Source organism: Chryseobacterium sp. G0162, assembly GCF_003815715.1.
Classification (GTDB): domain Bacteria; phylum Bacteroidota; class Bacteroidia; order Flavobacteriales; family Weeksellaceae; genus Chryseobacterium.
The window spans coordinates 3,158,744-3,176,407 of the sequence record NZ_CP033922.1; the positions used below are offsets into that span (position 1 = coordinate 3,158,744).

Sequence of the window (17,664 nt, forward strand, 5' to 3'; positions counted from 1 at the left end):
TTCTGAAGAAATTTTGAAGTTTGTATAAAATTTAAACTTTCGTTATTGTTTTGCTTGTTAATCAGGGATTTGTTTTGAGAAAATGATTTTTATGGTGTGCAGGTTGTTCTCAAAATGATAAGAGATTTCATCATTATAAATCTCCAAAATCTTTCTTACAAGTGCCAATCCGATCCCAATAGAGTTTTGATTGGGGTTTCCACGCCTGAATCTTTTAAATAATTCATCCGTAGAAACAGTAGGTGGATTTCCGGTATTTGAAATCTGTAAATAAGTCTTTGTGAGGACTACAGAAATTTTACCATGATGTATATTGTGTCTTTTAGAATTATTGATGAGATTATTGATAACAATGGTTGCCAGGTTTTTATCAAAATCAATAAATACCTCTTCCTGAATTTCTTTTGTCAGTGTAAGGTTTTGAATTTCAAACAGGTCTTCAAAGTAATGCAGTCTTTCTTTCAGTAATTCTGAAAAATTGATCAGGTGTACATCTTTTTTTTCAAAGTGGTCCAGTTTGGCCAAAAGGATAAGAGACTGGTTGATAGATGAGAGTCTGTCCAGTTCATCATTCATTGAAGAAAGTGTGATAAGCTGGTTTTCCGAAAGTTCACTGTCCATTAATAGTTCTATTTTTCCTTTGATAGAAGCTAAAGGAGTCTGCAGTTCGTGGGAAGTATTTTCTGATAGTTCTTCTAACAGGTGATAATCTTTTTTAGAGCTTTCGGACATTTTTATGAGAAAGGTATTCAATGATTTAAATTCCTCTGTCTGGGTTTTCATTAGATTCATGGACCGGCTGTCTTTCAAACTGAATTTTTTGATTTCGTCCATTGCGTGATAAAAAGGTTCAAGAATTTTTTTGGAAACCAAAACACTCACAATAATAGTGAGGATAATAAGAAAGACCATAATCCATGCGACAACCATAATGATACTGATCAAGAAATTGTTTTCAATAATCGTAATGTACCGCACACTTGTTATGGCGTGTTTTTTTTGGTGAATTACGGGATATGTAATCACCGTAATCCTGTTGATATAAGACTGGATGCTTTTATTCCAGATATATTTTTCTTCAATAATTTTTTCCTTTGTATTCTGGGAAGTAGAGGGAAGAATTTTTACACGGGTTTGCCGATGATGTGCTGTAAGATAATCGTAGTTTGGGTCTTGTTCTAGCTTGTTAGTTACATATGCATTCAAATCTTCAAGCTTAAGAATGGCAGATTGCATAGTTGCTCTTTCAAAGGCGAAATAAAGAATAGCAAAGCCGGTAATAAGGACAAAAAATACCAAGGTGGTAAATGCTCTGGCAAAACGGAAACTTAAATTCATTGATCAATCCATTTATAGCCTAATCCGTACACCGTATGAAGATAATCCCGTCCTCCCACATCAAGAATTTTTTTGCGTAGGTTTTTTAAATGCTGGTAAACAAAGTCTATATTATCAACACTGTAGGTGTAATCTCCCCATAGATGGCTTGCAATCGCCTGCTTTGAAAGCATCCTGTTTTGATTGTTGATAAAATAGATCAGAAGGTGTAATTCTTTTTTAGTAAAATTAACTAGCTGTCCATTAATTTTACATTCTTTGGATTCCAGATCTACTGTAATTTCATTAAAAATGAGAAGGCGATTGGTTTCAGGAGTTTTTCTTCTCAAAACAGCCTTGATTCTCGAATGAAGCTCAGGAAGAGAAAAAGGTTTGGTTATATAATCATCAGCCCCGTCGTCTAATCCGGTCAATTTTGTATCCAACGAATTTTTTGCTGAAACTATAATCACACTTGCCTGTGGAAGATCATTTTTGATCTGTCTTAAAATTTCCAGTCCATTACCATCAGGCAGCATAAGATCCAGAAGAATACAATCATATTCAAAAAGTTCAATTTTTTCTAAAGCCTCTTTTGCGGTAGAGGCTACTTCACAGATATAATCTTCTTTCTTGAGATAATCTATAGTATTCGCTGCAAGTTCTTTATGGTCTTCTATGATAAGGATTTTCATACCGGTATTAATCCAAAATAAGCAATTATTTGGTTTAAAGATAGAAAAAACCGTTCACAAAAGAATAATTTGTGATGATTTTGGATTTTTATTACGATTCTTAAAATCTATATCCCAGAGAAAGTCCGCTTCTGAAACCGGCCCATGGTCCATCTACTTTTATTTTGGCTCCGTTAGCATTGGTTTCTACTGTGTATTTCACAAATGGAATATCCAGATTTTCTATTTCTTTTTTTAATTGGGCTTGCATATCCGGAGTAAGAACATAATCTGAAGTCATTGTAAAATCACCTTTTCCACTTCCGTAATGGGCTCCGGCAATCCAGAAATCCAGTACCAGATTCTGGCTTCGGGTAAGGAAAAACTGTACTCCTACCATAAGTCCTCCACTATTTCCTTTAGTATTTCCCTGGCCTTTCAATGGAATCTGATAGGTGATGCCATTCGGACCATTATAATCATAGTAGAAATCAAAGGTATTGGAAGAAACATCAGAATACCGGTAATACGGAGCAAAATAGAATCCTTTACCGAACCCTTTTCCAATATAAAATCTTGGTTCAATGGTGAAATTGGTAGCTTTTACCTTTAGATTTTCAAATCTTTTTTCATCATTATCTTTCAGGAAAGCATTAATAAAAGGTACTTTTCCTTCCGGCATGGTTCCGAAGCCAATATTTAGGGAAAACCATTGATTAAAAGCTCGTTCGTAAGACAGGTTGATATTCCTGAATGCATAAGCAGTAACATTCGTCTTGATGATATTCATCTTTTCATTCGAAACGTTCTGGTTCTCCTGTGCCTGAAATACAGCGAACAGAAGGAATGGGATGAATAGGATTACTTTTTTCATAATCTTATATTTTGAGGTGTAGAAAAAGAACAGCAAAAAACGGGCTGAATTTAACATAATAATTTGGATTTGTAGAAGAAAACATTAAAATTCTTAATGATAATGGTGTTTTTTTATGTTGAAATTAAAATGAATGTAATGGATTGTACCAATAGATTGTTCTAAAAGTATAACCATTCTGACATGAAAAAAACGATATATACCATTTGCTTTCTTTCCGGAGTTCTGGCTTTTTCACAGGAAGTAAAAAATGATACCTTAAGTTCTTCCGGGACAAAAGAACTGCAGGAAATCATTGTAAAGGCACAACGTAAGAAACAGTTTGCTGATAAAGCGGTATATACTTTTGATAAAGAAGCATTGGAAAAAGCACGGTATGCAAAGGATTTGCTGGGTACACTTCCGGAACTGCAGCTGGATCCGGTTTCCAATACGATCATGAGTACAAAAGGGGGAACTACCTTATTTCTAATCAATGGAGTTGAAGCTACAGACCTTCAGATCAGAAGTATTGCTCCTGGTGAAGTGGTAAAAGTGGAGTATTATGATATTCCACCGGCACGATGGGCAACAAGATCAGATACTGTTGTTAATATTCTGACCAGATCTACTGAAACCGGTTATGTTTTTGGAGCAGAGGAGTCTTCAGCATTGAATACAGGTTTTGTTAACGCATCTGCCTATGCTAATTATACAAAGGGTAAAAATGATATAGGTTTTGAGTATTCCATTAACTTAAGGGATTACACAGACAGAAGGGTGAACAGTATCTACGATTATCAATTGGATGGCCGGCATTACCGCTCTAATGAAGACAGAAAAGATCACTTTGGATATACTTTTCAGAGTGTAGCATTACGATATACCCGTTTGGTTGCTGATGATTATGCTTTTCAGGCAAAGCTGAATATGGATATTTTCAGCCGGTTTTCAAAAGGAACAGGACAAAGTGTTTTTACGGTCGATAATACTGGTGAAGAGCATAGTATGTTTAAAAATAATGGTTCTGATTATGTAATTCCTAAGCTGGATCTTTATTATTCTAAAAAACTAGGAGTAAAAGATGAGCTGAGTATTAATGTTGTAGGCTCAGACTATACAACCAATACTTCGGAAACCGCTAAAGAATGGGTGACAGGAACTGGTCTTTCTGTGTATGAGAATGACATGATTTTGAAGGCAAAGCAGACAAGTTTTGTAGGTGAACTGGCACACGTTCATGATTTTGCAGCAGGAAAACTTTCGTCAGGATATCGTATCTCCAGATCTTCAATTGCCAATGATCTGAATAATCTTTCCGGCTATTCTCAATATAAGGTCACTTATCTGGAACAATATTTTTACACTGAATTTGCAGGAAAAATAGATAAGTTTAGCTATCGTATCGGAGCAGGGCTGACTAATATCCACAATAAAAGTGCAGAAAATACCTTTGATGAATGGTCTTTTACTCCCAAAATAGTATTGGCTTATCAGCTTAAAAACAATCAGAGCCTTCGTTTTACGAGTAGCTATAAGCCCATAAGTCCATGGAGTAATGCGCTCAGCAGTAATGTGGTACAGCTGGCCCCCAATATTGTGCAAAAAGGGAACCCTTTTCTTACATCCCAGCAGAAATGGACCAATAGCCTGACCTATTCATTGAATAATAAGTATTTTGATTTTAATGCCAATATATTCTATTCTTATACAGACCGGGTTATTAATCAATATTATGTATTGGATGATGTATTTGGAGGATATGCGCTTACTTATGAAAATGGAAAATATGCGCAGCAGTATGGAGTTCAGCTTACAGGTTCTTATAAACCTTTTGGGAATAATTTTTTGGTGCTGAAAGTAGTGTTAACTCCTACTTCAGAAATGGTGAAAACAAGTTCTGGAGCGGTGATTAAAAACGATTATCTCGGCAATAATTTTGTGCTGGCTTCAGAGTATAAAAATTTTTCTCTTCAGTATCAGTTCAATATCCCGACGTATAGCCTTAGTGGAGCTTTTCTGAATACGAATGAAAACAAGAATAATATTTTTATCAGCTATAAACATAAAAATCTGACGTTTTCTACTGGGATGTACTGGATAGGCATGCCTTCGGAGTATAAAACAAAAAGTTTATCTGAGAGTCTGGTGGATTATAAGATTCATACCCAGATTATGAACAATAAATCAATGTTTGTACTGGGATTAAGTTATGATTTTTCTAAAGGAAAGAAAACAGAAATTCAGAAGAAACTGAATAATGATACAGCTCCGGCTGCTACTTTTTAGAAAGGCAGCAAGCTAAGCTATTTAAAGGTATAAAAAGAGATATCGCTATTCTTTAGGAACTTCTTTTACAACCAAAAGGATTAAAAAAACTCGTTCATCAGCTTTGAACGAGTTTTTTAGTGTTATTTTTTGATAAATTTTATATTCTTTTTCGTTTCATGATTTTTTCCACTTACTTCAATAAAATAGGACGCTGGTGGAAGTTCTGAGATCTGTATGTTTCCGGAATTGAGATCAGTTGTTTTGATAAGTTTTCCGTCTAAGCTGTAAATATTCGCTTTTAAATACTGATCTGTATTTCCTTTAACCCTGATAAAATCCTGTGCAGGATTAGGGTATATACTAAAGTTTTCTTTTTTAATTATATTATTTACTCCTAGTGTAGTAATATTCAATGCTGCCGCACTTGAAGTCGTCTGATTGATCCCTAATCCAGGTACTGATAAATTGACGGTAGTAGCGCTAAGCAACGGATATCTGTGGGTGGCATCATAATACGAATAGGCGGTATTGGTAACAGAGCCTAAAGGATTAGTAAATGTTATGTCGATAGGTAAGTGTAAATTAAAATTTTGTACAAATTTTACCCTAAGGACATTGTTATAAGTCTGGCCATTCAAAATCAATGTGCCATAAGCATCAGCCTGTGTAGATAAGGTACCTACGCATATTCCGCTGGCTAAAGAAGCGGTGAAAGTTCCTTTGGCAGTATCATTCTGTGCGGGTCCGAAGGTGGTAGGATAATTGATATAAGTTCCGTTATCCATACTTAAATTTAAAGTGACTTGTGGATTTATAACTCCTGTAATTTCTAGCTTTGTAGGAGAAGCTTTATAAAATATAGTATTGGTTCCATCAGACATTTTAATAGTAGACCCAGGAAAAGTGCTAATCTCAGTACCGGTTGGTGCTGTATAATTCATAGGTAAAGCAGTTCCCAAGGTAAGACTGCCGTTTGAAAAGACGACATTGGCTCCGATTGCAGAGTTATCCACAGTTCCGGTAACAAGTTTATTATCAACAATATCATTGAGAATAGGATCATGGGATGCTTTTGTAAGCGTGATCTGAGCTGAAAACATTGCAGAAGTTCCCAATAGAAAAAGGATAGATTTTTTCATGGTCAATTTTTTTATTAAAGTTAGTTAAAAAGATGAAATAATTTTTATATTAAGTTGTTTATAATGAAATAATTAAATAAAAAACCGCCCAACATTGTTGGACGGTTATTCTGTGTATTAAATAAGGCTAAGTCTAGTTACTCATAATCATTGTACGGTAGGCGTGGATGTCTTCAATGGTTACCACGCTCATCCCTTTTTTGATTGCAAAATCTACGATTTCCGGAAGTCTTGCCATGGAACCGTCTTCATTGGTCAGTTCACAAAGTACGGCATCATCACCAAGATTAGCCATCTTTACAAGATCTACACTTCCTTCTGTATGTCCACGTCTGTCAAATACTCCATCTTTTTTAGCGATCAGAGGAAATACGTGTCCCGGACTTGCAATATGCTCAGCGATAGCATCTGTTGCAACAGCTGTTCTGATGGTTGTTACACGGTCTTTTGCTGAAACTCCGGATTCTACGCCCTCTCTGGCTTCAATAGAAATGGTAAATGCTGTTTGATTTTTTGAATTGTTATTTTCCACCATCGGACGAAGGTTCAGGTGCTTGCTTTTTTCCTCGGAAATGCATAGGCAAACGATCCCGCTGCATTCGCGGATCAGAAGTGCCATATCCTGTTCTGTAATAGTGGAAGCGGGAAAGATGATGTCACCTTCGTTTTCACGGTTTTCATCGTCTACTAAAAGAATACCTTTTCCCTGTTGTAATGTTGAAAGTGCTTTTTCTACACGTTCTTTGGAGGTTGCTCCGAATTGTTCTAATAATTTTTCCATGTTATTTTACTTTTAAAAGTTAAAATAGTCTTCGGTACATGGAAATGAAATACAATACCGCAAGAGCCCATGAAGGATCTTACCGTATGTCTCATTTTCTTCTCCCATCCAGACTTTAACTGTCGGTTTTGGAATTTCACCAAATCAGTCCCTTCAAATGAAAGGAGTCGCGGACTGTAACCGCCGGTAGGGAATTACACCCTGCCCCGAAGAAAACTTATACTAAGTTTTACTGTATGTTTTGATTTAAATTTTTATTTCATTAAAAATATTTAATACACAGGCCGCTAATTTCGGAAAGTTTTCTGAAATGAGAAAGGGTTTTTCGATAGGAATTTTCAATGGCTGATTGGTTTTTTAAATAAAAATCCACTCCCATAATAGGAGCGGATTTTGTATGTGTTTTTTTCTAATATGAATAGATTTTACTTGATCTGTTTTAGCTGTTCATCGTATAATCCTATGAGCAGACTATTTCCGTCTTTGTCTGTTTTTATTCCTCCATAGGCGGCTTTATTATATTTTTCTGCCTGTCCTTCCTGGAAAAAGAAAGATTCTGCTCCGATATTAATTCTCCAATCGTCGGGTGAAGAATACTTGATGAGGTATTCGCCTGCTTTCAATGGAGTGGCATCTTTTTGAAAACGAACCCGTTGAGCAACGCCTTGCGGATCAAGTTTTACAACACAGTAACCGCGTTTTGGAATCTTTTCAGCATTAACAGTATTGGAAATATCATATCGTAAGGTCATATAATCGCCCTGCATCAGTGAACGGGGATCTACAGGTGCTAATTTTAATAAGATAGGCTGTCCGTTCTTTAATAAAGTCTCTTTTTCCATCACTGAATAATTGAAATAGACTAATAAAAGAACAAGGTTGAAAATGATGATAAGCCATTTATATTTTTTCATGAGCTGTCAGTTTTTTGTGAGCGAAGAAATACATTGCCAAAAAGAAAATCCCGGATCCAAACAGAAGTATGGATTTGGTCAACAATGTAAATTGAAGGTCATAATAAAATCTTCCGATAAAGCAGATCAAGGCAATGATGGATAAAACAAATCCGGTTTTGTAATGGGTATAAAAACTTAACAGCATTATGAGAATAGCTCCCGCAATGGTTGGTGTTAATAAGGTGGGTGATAAAACCAGAACCGTTAATGCATAAATAGCGATTTTATAGAGTGTATTAGTCACCTGTAATGTTTTGAACAGGAGAGATATCACGTAAAGTATTGTTATGACAATCATAACAGACGGTATCCAGTCATAATAATATTCTGTAACACGGAAAAAAGATCCAAATCCCAAAAATGCAAGGGTCAATATAAATGAAAAAATCATTCCTGTACGAATCGGATCATACAATTTAGATAGAACTTTGCTTTTGGTTATTATTTTTGATTCCTGAAGAAACAGATAAGTAGTGAAGATCGTCTGAAGTATAATAATTGCAGAGGTTAAATGATAAATATGGTTGACCTGAGCCAATGCAAATATGCTTCCGTTGATAATTAATATGGAAATGAAGGAAAGAATATAGCTTTGTACCAAAAATAAAGTGCATAATGCAAGGGCTATGAATACAGGATAAATAGTATCCCCTTCCGTAGAGAGGGCAAGACCCAGCAGTGAAAATCCGGTAATGAAAAAAGAGACGCTCAGGGTATCTATGATGGTTTTTCCGGATATTCTACTGATCAAAGAAGATCCGGCAATACAGATGACTCCCAATATTCCTGCTCCTATTTGTGAATCGAAAATCTGCATCATGAAAACAAAACCTAAAAAAGCAAGACAGGCCATTATTCCTCCAAAAATGGATAATATTTTAATAGATAATGATTGATGATTAGTATCTTTTTCCTGATAATCAGCCATAATTGCTTCTTCATCAAAATGAATCTCTTTGTTGCTTACTGTACGAAGATGATTCATGAGTTCTATGATATTTTCTTTATTTCTCATTTTTCCATTTTTTTTGAAGATTCATCAGGTTTTTAATAATGAACGTGATACTCACGATGACAAAGAAGAAAACCAATAAGAATATGGCTTCATTATCTCCTATTTTGAATAGCAAAGAGCAGATAATAATGACAATACTCAACGGAATAATGGCAAAATAAAAACTGTTTTTTGTTTTGAAACCGTACCAGATTCCTAAAGTGTAGGTAACAATGCTAAGTGGAATTAAAAAGGATAATAATGTTCTGTGGCTATCAACAAAATCAAGACAAAGTCCAAAGGTGGATACACTCACAACGGCCAGAGATAGAATGTTGGTAAACCAATTGGGGATGCTGAGTTTTTTATAATGAGAAAGGAGGATCGAGCCTATCAAAATAGCTGCATTAAGAACAAAAAGTAAAAGAATAATAATACTGTCATCCCAGTCTTTGGCCACTTGATTTGAATATAAAATAAGAGTGGTATTGATTAAAACCACATACAGTAGCCATAAAGGAGCAAAATCTGATATAATGACCCAAAGTGTTATAAAAATAGTCCATGCCAGAAAGAAGTCATAAGCATCTGCACCGGTTTGATAAATCTGACCGAATACAGCAAATAAAACTCCTACAAGGGCTGAGGCACCAGTGAGAATAATATTTCTGGTATTGTTGTTAATTTTAGGCAATAATGCGAAGACAGTAGCTGCAATAACCAGTACTTCCGTAAGTCCGATTTTAGCAAATTTTGGCAGATCTGCCCAATTATAAGCAAAGAAGAAAATAATCCCGGATACGGTAAACCCGATTCCCAGGCTGATAAGAAATAATTTAAGAAATTTTTGCCATGCTTCTTCGCTGCTGTAAATATTGTCTTCAAGTAATGTTTTGAGATCTTCTTCACTCAGGTTGCTGTGCCGGCTGAGGATTTGAAGGTCTTCTCTCTGTATGTTTTTCATTGAGGTGTTTAAGTGTTTTTTTTCTTAATAAATTGCAATCTGCTTATTTTGATTTTTATATGTTGCTATCAGGTATGCAATTATTTCTGTCTTTTGTTTTTAGTTGTGATTATTACAGGTTAGCTAAAATTATTCCCTTAATATTTTTTCCATCTTTTTTCCTTTGGCCAGTTCATCAATCAACTTATCCAGATAGCGGATATTTCTCATCAGTTCATCTTCTATTTCCTCTATACGATATCCGCAAATAACTCCTTTGATTAATGATGCATTAGGATTCATCTGAGGAGCTTGTTCAAAAAAAGTCTTAAAATCATTTTTATTATCCAGTTGTTCCTGAAGTCCTTGTTCATTATAGCCTGTCAGCCAGTGAATAATTTCATGAACTTCAGATTTTGTCCGTCCCTTTTTTTCTGCTTTTTGAATATAATGTGGATAAACACTGGCAAAAGCTGTGGTGAAGATTCTTGTATTCTGCATGGCTTTTGTATCGGATGTTTAGATTAACTTTTTTAATACTTCATCAAGAATTATATTGAATTCTCCTGGTTTTTCGAGCATAGGATAGTGGCCCACTCCTGTAATCGTTACATAGTTATAATTTTTTAAATACTTACGGTTGTTTTCAACGTGAGTAGGAGATGCATCAGAATTAATAGCTATTACAGGAATCTGAACCTGCTTTGCAATATTTCTGAAATCAGTTGTGTATAAAGGTTTCAGTACATTGATTGCTTTTTCCGGTTCATTTTGAAGAAACTCTTGCTGTAATCTTTCCTTTACAGCAGGAGGTGTTTGTTCTGCAAAAAGATATTGAGGAAGAATGTTTTCTACAGCATATTTAAAATCGGAACGATACATGGATAGTATTTCTTCTACCTGTTCTGCGGTAAAAGATTCATCCAGATCTTTTAAAGTATCTATCAAAACCAAAGCTTTAACTTTTGGAATCTTTAAAGAAGCTTCAAGCACATAAGCACCACTCATGGAATGCCCAACAAGGATAATTTCCCGAGCTTCTACAGCATCAGCTACTGCTTTTATATCATCAGCATATCGAGAACTGTTCCAGTTTTCTCTGGCAGAATCAGATTTTCCGTGTCCGGCAAGATCCATTTGTATAATATGATAATTGGGAGCTAAAAATTTCTGTTGCTCATCCCACCATTCAGTATTTCCAAGCCAGCCATGAATTAGAATTATGGCTGTATTCCCGTTTCCGGATTCCTTGTAATGAATTTTTTGGTTATCTGAAGAAACTGCATATTTTTCCATTGAAATTTTATTTTATGTTGGTGGGTGAATAATTAGAAAACTAAGGTACAAAAAGACTGCAAAAAGGAAGGTTATTTCTTTTTTTAGAGCCTGTTTATATTTTTTCTTTTATTGAATTTTGAATAAGGTGATGGTATAGTCAAGTAATTTCTGATTCCCATATTCACCATGGCCCGGAACAACAATTTTTACATTGGGGTATTCCTTTTTTACTTTTTCAACAGTGGCAGACCATGTAGAAACATTGGCATCACCCAAATATCCTTTGCTGGCTTCCAGTTCTTTTAGCAGACAGCCGCCAAAAAGAATATTTTCACTGGGAAAATAAGCTACGGTATTATCTTTTGTGTGTCCTTCTCCGAAGAATTTAGTAATCGCTTTTTCATTCCCAACTTTTAATATCAAGGAATCACTAAAACTGTTTTGAGGAATCACAAAATTATTTTGTTGGGCTAATTCAATGGTTTTAGAATACGAATACGAAGGAATATGATGATTGTGAAATGCCTGTAAGCCACCTAAACTGTCATCGTGAAAATGGGTGGGAATAACAGCATTGATTTTAGCATGAAGTGTTTGGTTAATCCATTGGATCAGTTCTTCGGAACTCTTGTCGTTCGTAGGAGTATCAAAAATAATGGTCTCTGTACCGTTTTTTACAATAAGCCCATTGCAGGGAACGTTCCCGAAGTCATTAGTTTGTTTAAAAGAGGTATGTATAAAAGCATTTTCTGAAATCTGCGTAATGATGAGGGTTTCAGATTTATAAATTTCTTTTGCTGTAAAGTTGTTGGAGTGTTGAGAACCACAACTTAAGATGATAAAAGAAAATAAGATGATGAATAAACTTTTAATGATTCTCATTGTTTTATTTTTTACAGGGTCTTTTTGATTGATATTCTGTAGTTTAAATTACAAAATTTTAACTGATGAAAATAAGTCAGGATTTTTTTTAATCCAATTCATCATATTTTTGAGTTTGAAAATAAGAAGTTTTTACACAAGATAAAGGGGCAATAATAGATCTATAAAAAAGTTATCCACATAAATTTATTCACATTTATTGTTGGTTGTGGAAAACTTTATGTGGATATTTATTTATTTTAAATTATTGATTTTTAAGTATTTATTTAATGTTTAAAAGAGGTGTCGAAAAGTTATCCACATTTTTTAATGAACATTTATTAATTGAGATAAAGTTATCCACATGTTTTGCTCTTAGCCTGACAAACCATAGATTTTTGTATTCTTATAATGAAAGGAATAACGACACGATTGGAGAATTCTGTTTATTATAATCCTTCTATATATTTTTCGTAACCGCTTTTTTCCAAAAGATCTTTAGCACTTAAATGATAGACATCCTTCCAAGAATCCGGACCGTTTTTGTCAACATATTTTTCGATGATCCGGAATCCCAGCCAATAGTTCATAGATTTTGGAGCATCCGGAAATAGTTTAAGCTTATCATTTCTTAATAATGGATTATTTCCTGAAGTATCAGAGAAATAAGGCTTTAATTTTGTAAATATTTCTTTTTCGTTGTTGAGGTACCAGTTCCAGTTCTCCTTTGTCATGTTTTCCACTGCTTCATATTTTTTTATTTTATGGGCAAAGAAAACGTAGGTGAAGTAGCAGGCAAAGCCCTCATCTATGGTCTGGCTCAACGCAGATCCTCCATTGTTGTCAGCGTTTCTGAAATGTTCATAAACGAGATGATTTAATTCATGGGGAAGCCCTTTTTCAAGCGTGTAGGGTATATCTACATTTTTATCATTAAGTTCTAATGCAAATTGTTCTGCATTGCATCCCCCAAATGAAATTCCTGTGATGGGTGTGAAAATTAAACTGATTGTAGCTTTAGGCTGATAAGGAACCAGTTTGTTGAATCTGATAAGGGTTTCCTGAAAATGTTTTTGGAGATCAATATTCAAAATAATATTGGCTTTTTCTTCGAACTCCTGCTTATTTTTTTCATATAAAGTTTTGTTCCAGGCAATCATGCCTTTAGGGTTGTTGAAAAGCTGGGCATTTTCATCTCCGAAAATAACACCATAGCAGCTGTCCCATAATTTTTTATGAGGTAAATAAACATTTTTTACAATCCTTGCAGAGTCGTATTGTTGGTTTTTATGGGCAAGAAGCTGATGCTTAAATAAGTTTTTAATGACAACATTCTCAACTTTCACACTATCGGAAACTTTTTCTAATCTGCTATAATCAAATTTTTTATTAACAATAGAGGATGAATTTCTTGTAGAACAAGAAATTATGACAAACATTGATAAAAATAGAATATTTTTTTCATGGAAAAGGTCTCTGATTATTGTATAGGCGTTAAAGCTTTGGAATTTCTTGTTATCACAACGTATTGGAAATAATCAAGTGTATGAGTATTTTGTTGTGGAGTGAAGCTTTCTCCAAACATTCTGGATTTTATAGAGATTAATTGATCGGCCTGTTGGTAAGGAGAATTCTTAGCATTGAGCTTGAATAGTGTTACAGAATTAGATGGAGAGAAGTCTTTAAAATCATTAATTCCTTTTACCAGCATGAATGGGCCGTCTGCATTGATCCAGTCTATTTTCTCATCTTCTGGAGTAGGGAACTGTGGATTTTTTGGAAGATACATCTCACTGTCCAAAGGAAAGCTTACAATGCTTGAGGTTTTAAAACCTGAGTTTTTAAGTCTTTCTGCGAAAGGTTTCTCATTCTTTTTTACTCCATGCTGTAAAACATGATAAAATCCGAAAAGCCCATAGAATTTCTCATGCTCAATGTTCAGTTTTTTTACAGCGTTTTTAAAATTTATAATCATGGCAGAATCCCTGGAGATTTTGCGGGAATTGTCATTGAAATCCGTATCAATTCCAATGACGGATATCTTTAAAGAATTTTTTAGGGTTTGGTTATAATCATAGATGGCATTCCATTTTTCCATCAATTCTTTACTGGATTGCTGTGGAATTCTCTTTTTTACGGCTAGTACCACTTCCTTAAGCAAATTTTGGTCTTTTGAACTTCCATGAAGGAACAGATTCAGCTTATGCGAATAAGTACTGTCCATTTCAGCAATATAATATTTAATACCTGTTTTTTGGTTTAAAAATTTTAAAAAATCCAGATCCAGTTTTTGATTGTCTGCATATCCATGAATTTCACCTAAAAGGATAACCTGTGAATTATAAAAAGGAGCATCAAATAATTTACCGTCTATTTTATCATGAAGTGAAGTATGATTATTTTTCAGATAGTCTGTCAATTCAGAATCTTTTCCGCCGATAAAGATTTTGTTACTGATAAATACGTACAAAATAGAAATTAAAATGATGACAAATACAGAGAGTAAAAAGTATTTGAAGAATTTGAAAACTTTTTTCATGGGTTATTTTTAGACGAATATATTATAAAAAAGAGAATGGAAAGATATTTTATAGACCGAATGGTTGAATTTTATCTCTGAATGGTCATCGTGAAAAAAGCTTTGAAAAAGTTATCCACAATATCAGATTGTGAATTAGCAATGTTCTTAAATTTTCTCTTTTTTAAAGGTCAAAAGATTCATATTTTATCTTTATAAATATTCCAGAAGTTAAAGTCTGTCATAGGAGCATCTGTAATTCCTACATTACGGCCCATTGTCACGATTTGTCCTCTGTGGTAAGTTCCGTGAAGAACTACATGTTGGATATATTCATATTTTGAAAAGTCACATTGAAACCATTGAGACTCTATCTTTACATTTTTAGATAAATCCTCTTCGGATAAGCTTTCCACATAATCTACCAGCTTTTGAGAGTTATTTTTTATGTTGTTGAAAACTTCTTCTTTACTGGTCTCAGCGGCTGTTTTGGCAAAATCGAAATCGTTGCTTTCAGAAATATGACTCCACCAGTATTCCTGAGTCTGCCAGATATGATGCAGGGTTTTTAGAATCGTTGGAAAGCTGGAAATTACTTCTTGATTGAGTTGTTCATCAGATTTTGTGGATAACCAGTCAATGTATTTATTGACTACCCAATTGTTGTACTGTACGGTTTTGTTGATTAAAGTTTTTAAGCTCATCATATTAATATTTGGTGGTTTACAAATGAGAATCAAAGCCCAAAATGTCGATCATGGTTCTTATTTTCAGGATTAATCAGGGCTTTATTGCTGTAAGTTGCTGCTTCAAATTCATAGATACTCACAGACAGAAATGAAATGTCAGGAAGTAATTCCGTAAGCTGGGTACTTATTTGCTTTGAGAGATTAGTTTTTTGCTCAGTACTGCGCCCCTGCATAATGTATCCGAAGACATGCAGAAAGTTATTTTTATGCTCTCCCAGCCGATAGTATTGATAAGGCTGAAGCCTTACTTTAATGTCATTCATTGCAAATAAACCCGCTGATTCAGCCACGCTGTATACAGCATCCATGATCTCATCCGGCGCTTTTTGTTGGAGAATATCCTGCGAGCATTCTATAATGAAATGAGGCATACGGAATATGTTGTGATATGATTTTTGTCATGTAAAAATAAGAAAAATTTGAATTGAATTTCAAATAAAAAACCGCTCAAAATAGAACGGTTTTTATACTATTAATTTTTACAAAGTAGATTTTTTAATACTGTATTGCGGTTTTATAGGATCAGACATATCCAATACAATATCATACTGGCCGTCTTCTGCTATCGGGAAATCATAGGCATTAAGGGCTATGGTTTTGCCATCATTGTTAAGGCCAAGATTATATCCCCAGTCGTTATCTACTCTGAATTTTAAATTCCCTTTTTTCAGATGAAAGTTTTTAAGGAAATAAAGATTCGGATGATGGGAATCTACCTGTAATGGGGTGTCTTTTCCATCCCATCCGCCTGGAGTTGCATTTCCGATGATTCCCCATAAATAATTGGCGTTCTTTTTTGTTCCTGTTTTTATACTTCCATCACGAAACTTAACCACAAGAGCATTCATTTTTCCTGTTTGGTCCGGTTTAAAGGTAAAAGTGAAATTTTCATCCAATTGAAATGATGTATTGCTGATAGGGAATAATGAACAGGTTGGATATCCCTTTTCCCTGAAAAGAACTTGTCCGTCCACAACTTTTACATAAAAATCAGTAGCCCCTGTAGAATAGATTCCTTCCAGTTTTTTGAGTTGCTTTGGATTAGTTTTTACGGCTGTAGGGATCTTATAAGGTTTATTGTATAATATGTTTTCAATTTTTGGAACAATAGTATCCGTATGTGATAAATCAGAATTTGAGAATACAATAATACAAATGTCATCTTCCAGAACTCTGTAATATCTGCTTCGGTAGCCTGGTCCGCCACCATCATGTCCAATTCTTTTTTTTCCATCAACGGTTAAGACAGTACTGCCCAATCCATAATGATCATTAAGATACGTGGTAAACATTTTTGCAATGGTTTCTTTTTTAAGGATAGTGTTGCTTTTAAAAGACTCATTGAATTTGAATAGGTCCTCAACGGTAGAGTACATAGCCCCGGCAGCAAAAGGATGATCGGTTTTAAAACGTAAGGCTTCGTTGGAAGTATTATCGGATAAAAATTCATACCCGAAAGCTTTGTTTTCATCAGTAACATTGTTAAAATGAAAACCTGTGTGATTCATTTGCAGAGGCTTCAGGATGTAACTTTCGATAGCTTTATCATAATCCATTCCGGTCACTTTATTGATGATATATCCTAGGATATAATAGCCAGAGTTTGAATAATCCCATTTTTTCCCTGGTGAAAAGTCTAATGGTTTTGCAGAAATGAACTTTATGAATGTTTCTTCATCTACCGTATTTTCTGATGCCGTATCATTGGGAATTCCGGAAGTATGGGAAAGAAGATTGGCTATCGTAATGCTATCTCCTTTTGGAAAATTTGGATAATATTTTGAAAGTTTATCATCGACAGATAATTTTCCTTCTTCTTCCAGTTTCAGAATAACGGTTGCCGTAAACATTTTTGTGGTAGAGAAAATCCGATAGAGACTGTTATTGGTATTTTTCTCTTTTTTGGGAGCATTTCTATAACCATAACTTTTTTCAAAAATAATTTTTCCTTTTTCAGCAACCAATACAGTACCACTGAATTGACCAGCCTGATCGTAAGCCGCTAATAATTGTTCCAGCTGTTTTGTTTTTTGGGAAAAAAGAGGATTCACTGCCAATAGTACCATAAGGCAGGTTAAAATAGTTCTCATGTAATTTTTATTATAAGACAATTGTTACAGAAGAGTTATTACATCTTACTTTACAATAAAATAGGAGTTTATTTAACCAATTTTCCTATTGATCTCAAATAGTGGCGTTCATCAATGCTTTAAAATGAATTTTATGTTCAAAAATTAATGAGTATCTTTAATCTGTATTAATGTTTTTACTCCTTGAATCATTACCATTGAGGCTTTTCCTATTTCAATAAAGTATTTTAATTCTTTTTC

Annotated in this window: 17 protein-coding genes and 1 riboswitch; of the genes, 1 reads left to right on the forward strand and 16 read right to left on the reverse strand. The window is 34.4% G+C overall.

The genetic code is table 11. The features are described from left to right. Positions 1-57: 57 nt before the first annotated feature. The 3 genes from EG344_RS14370 to EG344_RS14380 form a co-directional block, all read right to left on the reverse strand. Positions 58-1,338, reverse strand: coding sequence for a sensor histidine kinase (locus EG344_RS14370; RefSeq protein WP_123910001.1), 1,281 nt, complete (start codon positions 1,336-1,338; stop codon positions 58-60). After that, positions 1,335-2,012, reverse strand: coding sequence for a response regulator transcription factor (locus EG344_RS14375; RefSeq protein ID WP_123910002.1), 678 nt, complete (start codon positions 2,010-2,012; stop codon positions 1,335-1,337). The genes EG344_RS14370 and EG344_RS14375 overlap by 4 nt, the downstream gene beginning before the upstream one ends. A 100-nt stretch (positions 2,013-2,112) precedes the next feature. Beyond that, positions 2,113-2,865, reverse strand: coding sequence for a DUF3575 domain-containing protein (locus tag EG344_RS14380; RefSeq protein WP_228412741.1), 753 nt, complete (start codon positions 2,863-2,865; stop codon positions 2,113-2,115). Between the two features lie 183 nt (positions 2,866-3,048). On the opposite strand from EG344_RS14380, the gene EG344_RS14385 reads away from it, so the two are divergent. Continuing rightward, entirely contained in the window at positions 3,049-5,133 is a 2,085-nt protein-coding gene (locus tag EG344_RS14385) for a TonB-dependent receptor plug domain-containing protein (protein ID WP_123910004.1), read from the forward strand. 122 nt (positions 5,134-5,255) lie between these two features. Here the strand turns inward: EG344_RS14385 and EG344_RS14390 are convergent, their stop codons facing one another. The 13 genes from EG344_RS14390 to EG344_RS14450 form a co-directional block, all read right to left on the reverse strand. After that, the gene (locus EG344_RS14390) at positions 5,256-6,254 is read right to left on the reverse strand and encodes a T9SS type A sorting domain-containing protein (protein ID WP_123910005.1); all 999 of its coding nucleotides are present in this window, start codon (positions 6,252-6,254) and stop codon (positions 5,256-5,258) included. A 133-nt stretch (positions 6,255-6,387) separates the two neighbouring features. After that, positions 6,388-7,035 (reverse strand): 3,4-dihydroxy-2-butanone-4-phosphate synthase, encoded by a 648-nt coding sequence (ribB, locus tag EG344_RS14395; RefSeq protein WP_123910006.1) that lies wholly within the window; start codon positions 7,033-7,035, stop codon positions 6,388-6,390. 92 nt (positions 7,036-7,127) lie between these two features. Beyond that, positions 7,128-7,253, reverse strand: a riboswitch (FMN riboswitch). 207 nt (positions 7,254-7,460) lie between these two features. After that, on the reverse strand, positions 7,461-7,949 hold the full coding sequence (locus tag EG344_RS14400; protein ID WP_123857755.1) for a GDYXXLXY domain-containing protein: 489 nt from the start codon (positions 7,947-7,949) through the stop codon (positions 7,461-7,463). Continuing rightward, entirely contained in the window at positions 7,936-9,006 is a 1,071-nt protein-coding gene (locus EG344_RS14405; RefSeq protein ID WP_123910007.1) for a DUF4401 domain-containing protein, read from the reverse strand. The genes EG344_RS14400 and EG344_RS14405 overlap by 14 nt, the downstream gene beginning before the upstream one ends. Continuing rightward, a complete protein-coding gene (locus tag EG344_RS14410; protein WP_123910008.1) occupies positions 8,996-9,949 on the reverse strand; it encodes a DUF2157 domain-containing protein in 954 nt (317 codons plus the stop codon). Before EG344_RS14410 ends, EG344_RS14405 begins: the two co-directional genes overlap by 11 nt. Positions 9,950-10,078: 129 nt before the next feature. Then, on the reverse strand, positions 10,079-10,429 hold the full coding sequence (locus EG344_RS14415) for a DUF2200 domain-containing protein (protein WP_123910009.1): 351 nt from the start codon (positions 10,427-10,429) through the stop codon (positions 10,079-10,081). 18 nt (positions 10,430-10,447) lie between these two features. Continuing rightward, positions 10,448-11,224, reverse strand: coding sequence for an alpha/beta fold hydrolase (locus tag EG344_RS14420; protein ID WP_123910010.1), 777 nt, complete (start codon positions 11,222-11,224; stop codon positions 10,448-10,450). Positions 11,225-11,332: 108 nt separating this feature from the next. Then, positions 11,333-12,088, reverse strand: coding sequence for a CHM family subclass B1 metallo-beta-lactamase (blaCHM, locus tag EG344_RS14425; protein ID WP_123910011.1), 756 nt, complete (start codon positions 12,086-12,088; stop codon positions 11,333-11,335). 428 nt (positions 12,089-12,516) lie between these two features. Continuing rightward, positions 12,517-13,506 carry a DUF2268 domain-containing putative Zn-dependent protease gene (locus tag EG344_RS14430; protein WP_123910012.1) on the reverse strand — a complete coding sequence of 330 codons (990 nt, stop codon included), beginning with the start codon at positions 13,504-13,506 and terminating at the stop codon, positions 12,517-12,519. Between the two features lie 41 nt (positions 13,507-13,547). Beyond that, complete coding sequence (locus EG344_RS14435; RefSeq protein WP_123910013.1) at positions 13,548-14,606, reverse strand: hypothetical protein; 1,059 nt, start codon at positions 14,604-14,606, stop codon at positions 13,548-13,550. A gap of 179 nt (positions 14,607-14,785) precedes the next feature. After that, complete coding sequence (locus EG344_RS14440; RefSeq protein WP_123911824.1) at positions 14,786-15,289, reverse strand: DinB family protein; 504 nt, start codon at positions 15,287-15,289, stop codon at positions 14,786-14,788. A gap of 32 nt (positions 15,290-15,321) precedes the next feature. Continuing rightward, the gene (locus tag EG344_RS14445) at positions 15,322-15,705 is read right to left on the reverse strand and encodes a 5-carboxymethyl-2-hydroxymuconate Delta-isomerase (protein WP_123910014.1); all 384 of its coding nucleotides are present in this window, start codon (positions 15,703-15,705) and stop codon (positions 15,322-15,324) included. A 108-nt stretch (positions 15,706-15,813) separates the two neighbouring features. Next, entirely contained in the window at positions 15,814-17,424 is a 1,611-nt protein-coding gene (locus EG344_RS14450) for a serine hydrolase (RefSeq protein WP_123910015.1), read from the reverse strand. Positions 17,425-17,664: the final 240 nt, after the last annotated feature.